Source organism: Salinimicrobium tongyeongense (assembly GCF_026109735.1).
Taxonomy (GTDB): domain Bacteria; phylum Bacteroidota; class Bacteroidia; order Flavobacteriales; family Flavobacteriaceae; genus Salinimicrobium; species Salinimicrobium tongyeongense.
On the sequence record NZ_CP069620.1, the window covers coordinates 2,690,344 to 2,703,661 of the forward strand.

Annotated in this window: 9 protein-coding genes and 1 pseudogene; 5 read left to right on the forward strand and 5 right to left on the reverse strand. The window is 45.2% G+C overall.

Annotation, left to right across the window (positions count from 1 at the left end; all coding sequences use genetic code 11):
* Window positions 1–69: 69 nt before the first annotated feature.
* A complete protein-coding gene (locus tag JRG66_RS11940) occupies window positions 70–1,434 on the reverse strand; it encodes an MATE family efflux transporter (RefSeq protein ID WP_265162994.1) in 1,365 nt (454 codons plus the stop codon).
* A 214-nt stretch (window positions 1,435–1,648) separates the two neighbouring features.
* On the opposite strand from JRG66_RS11940, the gene JRG66_RS11945 reads away from it, so the two are divergent.
* The 4 genes from JRG66_RS11945 to JRG66_RS11960 all read left to right on the forward strand — a co-directional run bounded on the left by JRG66_RS11945 (window position 1,649) and on the right by JRG66_RS11960 (window position 4,568).
* The gene (locus JRG66_RS11945; RefSeq protein ID WP_265162995.1) at window positions 1,649–1,792 is read left to right on the forward strand and encodes a hypothetical protein; all 144 of its coding nucleotides are present in this window, start codon (window positions 1,649–1,651) and stop codon (window positions 1,790–1,792) included.
* Window positions 1,793–1,972: 180 nt separating this feature from the next.
* Window positions 1,973–2,191, forward strand: coding sequence for a hypothetical protein (locus JRG66_RS11950; RefSeq protein ID WP_265162996.1), 219 nt, complete (start codon window positions 1,973–1,975; stop codon window positions 2,189–2,191).
* Window positions 2,192–2,265: 74 nt separating this feature from the next.
* Window positions 2,266–3,135 carry an SDR family oxidoreductase gene (locus JRG66_RS11955; protein ID WP_265162997.1) on the forward strand — a complete coding sequence of 290 codons (870 nt, stop codon included), beginning with the start codon at window positions 2,266–2,268 and terminating at the stop codon, window positions 3,133–3,135.
* Window positions 3,135–4,568 carry a phytoene desaturase family protein gene (locus JRG66_RS11960; RefSeq protein WP_265162998.1) on the forward strand — a complete coding sequence of 478 codons (1,434 nt, stop codon included), beginning with the start codon at window positions 3,135–3,137 and terminating at the stop codon, window positions 4,566–4,568. Before JRG66_RS11955 ends, JRG66_RS11960 begins: the two co-directional genes overlap by 1 nt.
* Window positions 4,569–4,619: 51 nt before the next feature.
* On the opposite strand, the gene JRG66_RS11965 is transcribed toward JRG66_RS11960, so the two are convergent.
* Window positions 4,620–6,806 carry a M3 family metallopeptidase gene (locus tag JRG66_RS11965; RefSeq protein WP_371875348.1) on the reverse strand — a complete coding sequence of 729 codons (2,187 nt, stop codon included), beginning with the start codon at window positions 6,804–6,806 and terminating at the stop codon, window positions 4,620–4,622.
* 124 nt (window positions 6,807–6,930) lie between these two features.
* On the opposite strand from JRG66_RS11965, the gene JRG66_RS11970 reads away from it, so the two are divergent.
* A complete protein-coding gene (locus tag JRG66_RS11970) occupies window positions 6,931–7,494 on the forward strand; it encodes a TlpA family protein disulfide reductase (protein ID WP_265163000.1) in 564 nt (187 codons plus the stop codon).
* Here the strand turns inward: JRG66_RS11970 and JRG66_RS15750 are convergent.
* The 3 genes and pseudogenes from JRG66_RS15750 to JRG66_RS11985 all read right to left on the reverse strand — a co-directional run bounded on the left by JRG66_RS15750 (window position 7,491) and on the right by JRG66_RS11985 (window position 13,272).
* A pseudogene (locus tag JRG66_RS15750) lies at window positions 7,491–9,022 on the reverse strand (GH3 auxin-responsive promoter family protein). The gene JRG66_RS11970 and the pseudogene JRG66_RS15750 sit on opposite strands and share 4 nt — an antisense overlap.
* 111 nt (window positions 9,023–9,133) lie before the next feature.
* Entirely contained in the window at window positions 9,134–11,506 is a 2,373-nt protein-coding gene (locus JRG66_RS11980) for an ATP-binding protein (protein ID WP_265163001.1), read from the reverse strand.
* A 416-nt stretch (window positions 11,507–11,922) separates the two neighbouring features.
* A complete protein-coding gene (locus JRG66_RS11985) occupies window positions 11,923–13,272 on the reverse strand; it encodes a DEAD/DEAH box helicase (protein ID WP_265163002.1) in 1,350 nt (449 codons plus the stop codon).
* Between the last annotated feature and the right edge of the window lie 46 nt (window positions 13,273–13,318).

Sequence of the window (13,318 nt, forward strand, 5' to 3'; positions counted from 1 at the left end):
CGGAAGGAAAAGACTTTTAACAGCAAAAAAAGATAATTGTTAAGCTATTGTGAATCGGTAAAACCGCTTTTAATTCCTTCTTTTGAACAGCCTTAACTTCCAATACCCCTGCTTAAAGTAAATAAAAGCAGCCAGGGCAGCAATGAGGTTGGAAATGGGAAAAGCCCACCAGATTCCTTCGTAACTAAGATCGGTCTTGTGGGAAAGCATAAAAGCCACCGGGAACCTGATGATCCAAAGGTTGAGTATGGAGATGAGCATAGAGGCTTTGGTGAAGCCCGCACCGTTAAACACCCCGTTGAGTACCTGTTGCACCCCTAGAAGTCCGAAGCTGGGAGCCATGATCTTAATGAAATAGGCGGCATCATTGATGACATCAGGGTCGTTGGGAATAAAAAAGGCGGTGATGGGCACAGCAAAAAAGAACATGAGGATCCCCATTCCGGTAAGGCCAAAAAAGGCGATCTGGCTGCTCAGGTTGGCTACCTTTTCAGCTCGTTTGATCTTAATGGCACCAATGTTTTGACCCACCAGGGAAGTTGTTGCAATGGCCAGGCCCAGGGCCGGAATGATGATGAAACTCAAAATTCGGGCACCAATCCCGTAGGCTGCCACAACTTCACTTCCAAAACCCGTTACCAGTACCACCATAAAAGTCATTCCCAGGGCACGTGTAGACTGTTCTATACTGGCAGGAATTCCAAGGTTGACAATTCGTTTTAAGGTAGAAAGGTGGGGCTTCATCTGGTTGAAATGAATCCTTATTCCGCTCCTGCCCCTAAAAAGTATCCACAGGCCTATGGTTGCTGAGAGGGCCTGGGTGATGATGCTAGCAACAGCAGCCCCTGCAACGCCGTAACCGGGAATGGGGCCAAACCCGTATATGAAGAGCGGGTCTAAAATAAGATTGAGAAAAACGGTGAAGAGCACGATATACACCGGCAGCATCACATTCCCTATGCCGCGCATGAGCGACTGAAAGGAAAAGAACATAAAGAGGAATACAAACCCGATGGAAGAGACCTGGAAGTAGCTTACCGAATCTTCAAGGATCTCGGGGCCTGCACCTATAAGCCTCATAAGCGGTGCGGCTGCAAAATAACTAAGCACCGAAAGGAACAGCGAAATAAAGAAAATAAGGGATATGGTTTGCGACGAATTGAAATCTACCCTTTTTTGATCTTCGGCACCATAATATTGGGAGACCAGCACAGTTCCTGCCAGGGTAAGGCCTGAACCCAGCGACAGCACCAGGAACAGCAGCGGAAAGCTGATGCTCACTGCCGCAACGGCATTGGCCCCGAGCCTTCCCAGCCAAAAAGTATCGATTAGCTGATATGCGGTTTGAAGTATGTTGGCCAGGATTATAGGAACGGCGAGGTGGAAAAGGGACGTAAAGATCCCTCCTTCGGTATATTTCCTTTTTTGATTCATGTGCGACAAAAATACGGCAGGCAGATACTTTATTATGCTAAAACTTTAATAATTCCTTTTTCGGCAGGAAAAGAAGTGGCCGGTATGAGCAGAAATCTTTCCGCAGAGGGGAAAAATATTTTTTAAAAGCCTGTTGTTAATCCTGGTAAATTATTGTAAATTTAAGAAAATCAATTAGTTGTAAGCTGTTTGATTCGAACTTAAGCTCCATGCTATGAGCACTTTAACAAATATATGGAACAACTATACGGTGGAGTTCTCTACTACTCAAAAAGTGATTATTGCTATTGTACTTGGAATGATCTTCCTGATCGCCATTTTCGCCATAGTCCTGGTCATTTTGGAAATTGTAGGATAACTGCAACTCCGCAACCTGAAAATACCCTTTTCTGAGGGGCAGATTTCCTTTGTCTTATTTTTTCTGAAGTTAATTTATCTCTCCCGGTTGCAGTTCATCAGGAAGTGAGCTTCCTCATGTCTTCAATTTTTAGTATATTTATAAACAACACATTAGCCGTTGCTAAGAAAAGAATCAGTTATGGATGCCATTACGACCTACAAATTGATGAAGCCTCATCTCGATTTGTTGAACTCTTCAGAAAAAGCTGCACTTTCAAAATTAATCAACACCCAGAAACCCGATAAAGTGACCTGCGCCCACCGCAGGAAATTGCCGCTTGCTAAAGCCAAGGAACAACTCCGAATATTCTGCCGGCGTGAAATGGAACGGGAGAAAGCAGGCCGGGCAACGCTCTAATTTTTTGTTAATCCTTTAAATTCCATTACTTCTTCAGATTATTTCCTTTAATTTCAGGAAGAAAGCTCATAGTCATGAAGGAGAAAATTCTATTAGCCGGAGCTTCCGGGGCCCTGGGCCTGGAAGTACTCAAACTGCTTCACCAGCAGGGAAAAGAGGTGAGGGTGCTGGTGCATTCTGAAGACGGGGCCAAAAAGGTCTCTCCTTATACTACGGATATTTGGAAAGCCGATGCCAGTGAGGGGAATGACAGCATAAAAGACATCACCAAAGATGTTTCTATCGTGATTTCTACCCTTGGGAAAAGTGTAAGTTTATTCACCAACCGCGGAAAATCTTTCGTGGAAAACGACTTTTACGCCAACTTCAACATCCTTGATGATGCCATTAAAAATGGCGTAAAAAGGTTTATTTACGTCTCTATAAAAGGGGCCGAAAAAGCACTGGAGTATGAAGTGGCAAAATCTCACAAGATGTTTGAAGATGCACTTACAGCTTCAGGCCTTGATTATACCATTATAAGGCCGGTAGGTTTTTTTTCAGGCCTTAACGACCTGGCTATTATGGCTAAGCGAAAGGTTATTCCCATTGTGGGAGACGGAAAAGCCAGGACCAACAGCATTCATCAAAAAGACCTGGCTAGGGTGGTGGTCGGGTATTTACATGAAGGCCCCGATCTAAAAGAAGTGGGAGGCCCTTTAACTCACACCCGCCGGGAAATGGCCGATATGATTGCTGAAAAAATTGGCGGAAGAGTGATCCCGGTTCCCGAAAAAATAGCCGAATGGGGAATGTTTCTGCCCGAAATGGTTGATGATGATATTTCGGCCAAGCTTCATTACTTCAAATTTGTCACTACTCATGATATGGTTGGAGAGAAAAACGGGGAGATCACCTTTGAAGAATACCTCAACAGCCTCGACCTGGAAAAAGATTTACCGTAATGTCTAAAAAATATGATGCAATAATTATAGGGTGCGGAAGCAACGGAATAGCTGCAGCCCTAAGGTTACAGCAAAAAGGACTAAAAACTGCCATTTTTGAGCAGGCAGAAGTTCCCGGTGGCGCCACTAAAACAAAGGAATTAACCCTGCCGGGTTTTAAACACGATGTAGGTTCGGCCATTATGCCGCTGGGGCTGGCCTCTCCTTTCTTCAGGGATCTTCCGCTGCAGCAGTATGGGCTGGAGTGGGTTTTTCCCGAGATTGCCTATGCGCATCCATTTAAAGACGGCACAGCATATGCCTGTTACAAAGATATTCATGCCACGGCCGCGCAGTTGGGAGAAGACCGGGAGGCTTATCTCAACCTTATTAATCCATTGCTTGAGAACTGGGATAAACTGAACAAAGATTTGCTCGGGCCCCTGGGGATTCCCGATCATCCTTTGCAATTCATGAAGTTCGGGCTCAAAGCCCTTCCTTCAGCAAAAATGATTGCGAACAAATACTTCAAAAATGAGAAAACGAAGATGTTTTTTTATGGCTCGGCCGCTCATTCCACGCTCCCGCTAAATACTTTGATTTCGGCTTCTTTTGGGCTGGTGCTCACCACCAGTGCCCATAAATACAACTGGCCTTTTCCAAAAGGCGGGGCAGGCAGTTTCTTTGACGCGCTTGTGCAGCACTATAAGTCGCTGGGCGGCGAGATCTACTGCGATCACCTGATAGAGGATATTCGCGATCTGCCCAACGCCTATTCCTATCTCTTTGATCTTACCCCAAAACAGCTGCTGAAAATAAAAGGGCTAAACTTTAATTCGTTTTACCGCAAGCGGCTTGAAGCTTATAAATATGGTGCGGGTGTCTTTAAAATGGACTGGGCCCTAAGTGAACCCATTCCGTTTACCAGTGAAAAATGCCGGAAAGCAGCGACCGTTCACCTCGGATTTTCTCAGGATGAAATCGAAGCTTCGGAAAAAGGCATACACAACAAAGAAATGACCAACACACCTTATGTGCTCCTGGCACAGCATTCGCCATTTGATGCCACTCGTGCGCCCGAAGGCAAACATACCGCCTGGGCATACATTCACGTGCCAAATGGCGATACCACAAATTATTCGGAGATCCTGGAGAACCAGATTGAACGTGCTGCCCCTGGCTTTAAAGAGAACATCCTGGCGCGGTCTGCCATGAATACGGCGACTTTAGAACAGTTCAACCCCAATCTGGTAGGAGGGGATATCAATGGGGGAAGACAGGATATCACCCAGCTGTTTACCCGGCCCGTGGCGCGAATTTCCCCTTATTCCACGCCAGATCCGCGGGTGTATATTTGTTCCTCGTCTACCCCTCCGGGTGGCGGGGTTCACGGGATGTGCGGTTTTCACGCCGCTCAAAAAGCACTTAAAGATCATTTTAAAGAACTGCTATAAAAAAAAAGGCCGGGATCTATTTCCGGCCTTCTTGTTTGTGCAAAAATCCTGCTATTCTTTATCTGAAGGAACAGGAAAGCCCCTGTCTCTCATAAGGGCATCAATATTTGCATCTCTTCCTCTAAAGAGGCGGTAAGCTTCAGCAGGATCCATGGCATTTCGTGGTGCAAACAGGTACTTCACAAGTTTTTCAGCGACATTCTCATCGTAAAAGCCTCCCGGGGCTTCCCTGAAAGCTTCCGCGGCATCTGAAGTCAGCACATCGGCCCACAAATATCCGTAGTATCCTGTAGCATAACCTTCACCCGAGAATACGTGGCCAAAGTGTGGGGTGCGGTGTCTCATGACAATTTCTGAAGGCATGTTGAGTTCATCAAGACTTTCTTTCTCAAAAGTACCCATGTCAATTTCTGAAGGATCGGTGGTGTGCAACTTCATATCCATAAGGGCAGAGGCAAGAAACTCGGTGGTCGCAAATCCCTGGTTGAAAGTGGAAGCTTTTTTGATCTTTTCCACCAGTTCCTGCGGAATGGGTTCCCCGGTTTCATGATGTACCAAAAAGCGATTGATCACCTCATCTGTAGACAACCATCTTTCCAGCAGCTGAGATTGAAATTCGGTGTAATCCCTTACCCCGCTGTTGAGGATTGGGTATTTTACTTCGGAAGAAAAGAAGTGCAGGGCATGGCCAAACTCGTGGAAAAAGGTAGTGGCGTCATCCCAGGAAACCAGTGCCGGCTCTCCCTGGGCAGGTTTTACAAAATTGGAATTGTTTGAGGCTAGAACGGTTTCTTCCTGTTCATCCATTTCTGCATGGCTGCGGTATTGAGATGCCCATGCGCCCGATCTTTTTCCTTTGCGGGCATAAGGATCCAGGTACCAAAGGCCAATATGTTTGCCGGTATCTTTATGGGTCACTTCCCAAACCTTTACGTCTTCATGAAAAACAGGTACGGTGCCCTGTGGCACAGGGGTGAATTTGTAATTGAATATCCTGTCGGCTGTGTAGAACAACGCTTCCGTCAATTTATCGAGCTGCAGGTACTGCTTTACTTCATCCGACTCAAGGTCGTATTTCTGCTGCCTTACTTTTTCGGCATAGTAGCGGTAATCCCAGGGGGCGATCACAATATCTTTGCCTTCGGCCTCGGCCACAGCTTGCATATCGGCAACTTCTTCCTCAACGCGCGCCAATGCTGCAGGCCATACGGCTTCCATGAGTTCCATGGCCCTTTCGGGGGTTTTTGCCATGCGGTCCTGTAATCTCCACTGGGCATAATTTTCAAACCCCAGCAGTTCTACCCGCTCATCGCGAAGCTTCAGAATCTCTTCTATGACCTCCTTGTTGTCATATTCGTCTTCGTTGTCGCCACGGGAATAGTAATTGTCCCAAACCTCTTTTCTGAGCTCTCTTTCATCAGAATAAGTAAGAAATGGATCCATGGAAGAGCGCGTGTTAAGCACGGCGTATTTGCCTTCTTTTCCGCGATCGGCTGCTGCTTTTGCTGCTGCTTTTACAAAAGATTCTGGCAGCCCGCTTAGCTGATCTTTTTCAAGGTACACCACGTAATTTTCTTCCTCGGCCAAAACATTGTTGCTAAACTGCGTGTACAGGCGTGAAAGTTCTTTGTTGATTTGGGCATATCGCTCTTTATCGGCTTCATTAAGATTGGCCCCTTCCATGGCGAAGTCTTCATACATAAGCTCAACAGCCCGTTGCTGTTGTGAGGGTAACGGATCTTGTTGCGACTGCTCATACACCGCTTTTATCCTCTCAAAAAGTTCTTTGTTCTGTGATATTTTTGAGGAGTATTCTGAAATCTTTGGTGCCAAAACCTGCTGAATTTCCCTGAATTCGGGCGAAGACATATTGCTACTCCAGATTCCGTAGTAGGTAAAAACGCGGTCTAGGGCCTCTCCCGACTTCTGCATGGCCAGTATAGTGTTCTCAAAAGTTGGCGGGGCCGGGTTGGTGGAAATGATAAGCACCTCCTCCAGGTGTGAGGCCATGGCCTGTTCCATGGCAGGTTGGAGATCTTCCAGTTTCATTTCGTCAAAGGCAGGCACACCGCCATAAGGGCCGGTCCATTCTTGTAAAAGATCGTTTTTCATAGTGGTTTTTTGTACAGTGGGGTCTTGATCATTTTGAGTGGCAGGAGCAGTAGCATTACCCGAGCCACATGCCGAAATAAGCACGGCGGTCATTAATCCAAGACTGGTTTTCTTCATGGGGATCATGTTCAATTATCATTTTTTGTTCGGTCTTCAAGATACTAATAATCCTAAAAAAGACGGGGCTTCAAAAATGCCATTTTTGACAGGAAATATTTTCGGCTTACTTTTAGAAATTAGAATTTACCACATGGAATTTTTAAAAAAGAACTGGTCCAACATCCTTTTTATTATTGTCATTATCCTGTTGTTGGTTCCCCAAACCCGAAAACCCATACAGGTGGGCCTAAACCGCGTAATTTCTTTTAGCCCGTCAAAAATTGCTGAAGATGAGCGCGAAGTTCTGGAAGATTACAACTGGAACCTCATAAACCTGGAAGGAGAGCCGGTAAATTTTAAGAGCAGTATCGGGAAAGTGGCCGTAGTAAACCTGTGGGCAACCTGGTGCCCTCCATGTATTGCTGAAATGCCCTCTTTTCAGAAGTTATATAACGAGTACGGCGACAAAATTGATTTTTATTTCGTCTCTACTGAAGAAGCCGCCAAACTCCAGCAGTTTTTAGATAAAAAGAACTACAGGCTCCCCGTTTACCAGCCGCTGGATATGGCGCCTCAAAAATTGCAGTCGCGCAGTTTGCCCACCACTATGGTGATCTCCAAAAATGGCAAAATAGCAGTGAATAAAAAAGGTTCGGCAAACTGGAACGATTCCGGTTTTAAAGAGCTGCTTGACCAACTGCTGGCCGAAAATTAAAACTCGGGCTGCAGCGAACTTCTTATGTTCAGCAGTTCTTCTACAAATTCGCGGCTGTTGGAAAGACGCGGTATTTTGTGCTGGCCACCCAGCTTGTTTTTTCTTTTTAACCACTCGTAAAAAGTACCTTCAGGCATTTCACGCACCACGGGGCGTTCAATGGCAATGTCGTTCTTCCTTTTTGCGGCATAATCGTCATTGTACCTGCCCAGTTCCCTGTCAAGCACATCGGTGAAATTCTGCATGTTTTCAGGAGACCTCACAAATTCTATGATCCACTCGTGATAGCCTTTTTTGCGACGGTCATAGAAATAGGGGGCGGCAGTAAAATCGCGCAGAATGGCCCCTGTTTCCCTGCAGGCCTGTGAAATTGCCTTATCGGCATGTTCTGCAAAAAGGTCTTCCCCAAAAACATTGATACAGTGTTTGGTGCGACCGCTAATGGTAAAGCGGTAAGGGCTGGTGCTGGTGAATTTTATGGTGTCGCCAATCTTGTAACGCCACAATCCGGAATTTGTGCTTATCACCATTGAGTAGTTCCTGCCAGTTTCCACCTCACTCAGCGGGATCACCTTCGGGTTTTCAGAAAGGAATTCCTTTTCGGGAATAAATTCGTAAAAAATTCCGTAGTTGGGCATAAGCAGGAGGGAAGGGTCATCTTTTTGATCCTGGAGGGCAAAAAATCCTTCCGTAGCATTAAAGATCTCGAGGTATCTCAGGCTTTTATTTTTATCGAGTTCCTCAAACAAAGGCCGGTAAGGTGCAAAAGAAACCGATCCGTGAAAGAAAACCTCAAGATCTGGCCATACATCCTGAATGTAAGTGATCTTTTTCTCTTTGATGATATGCTGAAGCAGTAACAACATCCACATGGGGGAGCCGGCAAGGCTGGTTACTCGCTGCTGGGCAGTTATTTCGGCGATCTTTTTTATCTTCTCTTCCCAGTTGTTCATCATGGTCACTTCCAGCCCTGGCGTTCTTCCAAACTGGGCCCAAAAAGGCAGATTTTTCATGACAATGGCCGAGATGTTGGCTATGTAATAGCTGTTACTGCCCGCCTGCTTGCCTTCCTGGCTGCCGCCAATGGATAGGTTCTTACCTGAAAACAACTTTGCATCGGGATAGTTTCGAATATATAATGCGAGCATATCGCGCCCCCCTGATAGTGGCACTGCTCCAGACCTTCGGTAGAAACCGGGATGATCTTACTTGTAGCCCCCGTGGTTCCCGATGATTTGGCAAACCATTTTATGGGTGTGGGCCAGAGTACATTTGCTTCCCCCTTCAGGATTAATTCAATGTAAGGGTGAAGGTCTTCGTAATTGTTAAGCGGCACCTGCTCAACAAACTGGCGGTAATTATGAATATCTTTAAAATGGAATTTCCTTCCGTAGTAAGTATTCTTAGTTGTTTCCAGAAGTTGCTGCAGGACCCGTTGCTGAGTCTCGTGAGGATTGTTAATGGAATTTTCTAAGTCTTCGATCCGGCTCTTCATCACCAGATTGCCTATGGAATCAATTATCCCCATATATCGCGATCAACTTTTGTAATGTTTTTTTGGTGGAGACTCACTAAAAAATCCCCCTCTCTTACAAGTGCCGAAGATACACAATAATCGCTTTTTTTGAACTTCACCTGCTTATTTTCCTTTATTAACATCTTCATGAACAGGAAAAGTAAGTACAAAAGAGGTGCCCTCGTTGGGAACGCTTTGCACTTCTATTGTAGCCCCGTGATCATCAAGTATGTTCTTGACCGAGCACAGCCCAATTCCCATTCCGCCGGGTTTGCGGGTGTAAAAAGATTCAAAAAGCCTGTCCAGCTGTTCTTTTTCCATACCACAGCCATTATCGGTCACTGTTAAAGAGTAGGTATTCTTCTTTTTCTTGATACTCAACGTTAGCTGGCCTTCATTTGGTACCATGGCCTCACTGGCATTGACGATAATATTAAGAATGGCAATTTGAAGTTTCTCCTCATCGGCATTGATGAAATAAGGGCCGCGGTACCTCTTGTGAACAGTGACCCCGGTGAGGTAAATACGGTCTTTGGCATGGCGCAGGGCTTTATTGGTGGTTCTTGCCAGGCAGCACTTTTTCATTTGGGGCTTGGAGTAATTTGATGCCGTTAAAAGATCGGTTACCAGGTTGTTTAACGTGGAAGTGCTCCTTTTTATGATATCGGTATAATTCTTTAGTTTCTTTTTGTGCGACTCCTGGTTCATCTTTTCAAGTATGTCTACAGACATGCTGATGCTGGCCAGCGGATTCCTTAACTCGTGGGCCAGGGTTCTTGCGATCTCTCCTTTAATAGATAATTTTTCAGCAGTTATGAGGGCTTGCTGGGTCATTTTTTGTGATTGCACATTGCGCAGCAACACGATGTATTCCACTACATTTCCTTTCTCGTTGCGCATAAATACTTTTCCTCTCGCATTGTAACACTCCCACTGTTTTTCGCTGGCTTTTAACCTGAATTCCACTTCGAGCAGGTCGTCATCGGCTCCCCGTAAGAGTCCGCTGTGAAAGCCAAGGGTTTTCTGCCGGTCCTGAGGATGAATGAGTGGCAGAATATCCAGTAGGGCCATGCCTTTTATTTTCTCGGCACTCATGCCTTCTTCGGCCGATATATCCCTGTTAATGCACCTCACCCTTTCAGAATAAAGGTCAAAAATCAAAATAACATCGGGCGAGGTCTCTACCAGCTGTTTTCTGAACCTGCTGTTTTCCCTTAATTTTTGTGACTTGGTTTTTTCCCGTGTAATATTTTCGAGAGAGCAGATGAGAAGCCCTTTTTGACGCCGCCCCGAAATTCGGAACCAGTTGTTTTTTCCATTGCGGTTGAGCTCAATCTCAAAGTCGGAAGATTCCCCGGTGAGCATGGTTTGTTTAAAGGCTTCAAAAACACCTTTTTCGGCAGCTCCCGGATTGTATTTCAGGAAATTTCGCCCTACCATCTGGTTTTGATTGTAGTAACGGTTAATGATCCTGTTTACCCGCACATAGGTAAAATCTACAATGTCATAATTCTCGCCAAAGAGGGGTTTCATAACAAAGATGCCCTGTTTTACGGTGTCAAAAACCATTTGAAGCAGTTCGTTGTTTTCCTCCAGCTCCCGGGTACGGCTTTTTATCTTTAGTTCAAGATCTTCATTTAGCCTTTGCAATTTTTCTTCGGCTTCTTTTCGAGGCGTGATATCTGAGAAAAGGCAGGCAACTTTTCGGCTTTTTGAGCTCCCTATGGGAAAGGCATAGACATCAAACCAGCGGTGATGAGCAGTAGCGTAATCTTCAAATCGCAGGGGTTCACCCGTAGCAGCCACTTTTCCAAGAGTATTAAACCAGTGGCTTTCGTGGTCGCGATAGAATTCTCTCATGGTTTTGCCCAGAGGATTCCTTGAATCTGTATGTTTTTCAAACGCGGGGTTAACTTCAACAAAAAGATAATCTACAAGATTCTTCTGGAGGTCTAATATCATTTCTACCACCCCAAATCCCTGGTCGAGTGAATTTACGAGCACACGATAGCGGTTCAGGCTTTCCTGCAGCAACTGTTCGGTTTCCAGTCCCACTTCTCTTCTTCCCTGCACCCTAGAAGTGTCAAGTGGTTTGGCAAGAGTAAGGATGAAATCCTCATTGTTCTCTTTGAAGCCATCATACCTGCGACTAGAAAAATGAAAACGCTTCCAGTGTCCAAACGGAGATTTGAAACGAAGTATTTCAGAATTTTCTTTAGCATCAGCCGGGGTTTCTGTACTTCTTAACAGTCGTAAAAACTGCGGATAATCTTCAGGATGGATTTTATCCCTGTAAAAGCTAACATTTTCTTCAAGGGCAGGAAGCCGGTCCCTGAAATACTGAAGAAACCTGTAGTTCACAGCCTTTATCGAAAAATCTTCCGCAGAACTGATGAACAAAAGAAATTCCTGGTTTTCATGTCCGTTAAAAGCATGGAACAGGCTGTGCATGGCACCAATAGGGATTTCATCGGGCATAAAGGTAGATTTTTGCATCTATGAAAATTTAGAGAGGGCAGTACTTTGTGCTGCTTCTTCAACAATACTGTTAGGGGGAGTAAAGTTAAAATTAGGATAATTTTTTGATACCTCAACCATCAGGGTACCAGATTTTTACCGAAAATATGTTGCAGTTTGGCGGAAGCTGCATAGGCATTGACTTCCCTTCGGAAAAAAAATCCGATTTTTTTTAAAAAGTGCTAGTAAACCAGATAAATGGAGAAGAGGCAGCAGTCAGAATTCTGACAAAGAAGCTTTTAAAAACCTTTCTTGTGTAGGAGATATGTTTAAATATCCAAAATGCGGGAGCACCCGAAGAGAAATTTTCCTTCCCGTAGAATCTTACAGTGCTTTAACTTTTTATTTGGAAGCGATCTGTTAAAATGAACCCTCAAAAATGCAGAAATCAGCAGCTATTTTTTCTTTTTCCTGTTGTAGTTTTTGTCCCCGCGGGTCTTGGGTTTCTTGTATTTTTTCTTGATTTCCCTTCTGTAAGAGCCTCCCAGGTTCACCTTTTTGTTCTTCTCCTTCTTTTCGTGAAATGCAGGCCCAGGTTTATCTTCATCGGAAATTTTCCCCGGATTGTAAATTTCATTTGCTTTAGGCTGTTCCTCCGGGATGAGCTCTGTAGACACAGGAATTTCCTGGGGCAGCGGCTGCAAACTGATCTTTAAATCCATCAGGGATTCTATCTTTTCAAGATCATCTGTTTCTGAAGGAGTGGTGAAAAGTATGGCATGCCCTTCTTTCTCTGCCCTTCCGGTACGGCCTATGCGGTGTATGTAATTTTCGGGATATGCGGGGGTGTCAAAATTGATCACGTGGCTTACCTGCTCAATATCCAGGCCCCGCGCCATAACGTCGGTAGCTACGAGTATGCGGCAAAATCCGTCCCCAAACTGCCTTATGCTCCTCAACCGGTAATTTTGGGTCTTATTGGAGTGGATTACGGTACACTCTTCTGGAAAAAGGGGATCGAGGTTTTGAAAAAGGCGATCGGCAATTCTTTTATTTCCGGCAAAAATGAGCACCTTGTGAAAAGTTTCTTTATCGGCCAGGAGGTGTTTTAGAAGATTCACCTTGGTGTAAAAGTTCGGGACTTCAAATCCTTCCTGGTTGATGTTTTCCAGTGGGGCGCCACTGGCAGCTACCGATACTGTTTCGGGATTCTTGAAATTCTCCTCAATTAGTTTCTTAACATCGGCAGTCATGGTGGCCGAAAACATAATGTTTTGCCGGTTCCCGGGAATTAATTCCAAAATATTGGTAAGCTGAAACCTGAAACCCAAATCGAGCATCACGTCTACTTCATCAATCACCAGTTTCTGTATAGATTTTAACTGCAGGTCGCGGTTAATGGCGAGGTCGTAAAGCCTTCCCGGGGTAGCCACCAGGATGTCCAGCCCCCGGGCAACCAGCTGTTTTTGGGTGTTGATGTTGGTACCTCCGTAAATTCCAAGAATACGCGTGTTGATGTATTTGGTGAGCTTTTCAAGCTCTTCCACCACCTGCACCACCAGTTCGCGGGTGGGTACTAAAATGAGGATACGCGGGTTCTTTTGTTCAGAATATTTCAGGCTCTTTAAAAGAGGTAGGAGGTAAGCCAGGGTCTTTCCCGTACCGGTCTGTGCGATCCCCACCATATCCCTGCCCGAAAGGATCACCGGTAAAGATTGCTCCTGGATAGGAGTGGGGGTGGAGATATTTTGATCTTCTAGTGCATTTAAAAGCGGAGTGCTAAGCTTGAGGTCCTGAAAAGTCACGCGGTAAATTTTTAAGGTGGCAAAGTTAAACTTAAATTATTGAAAG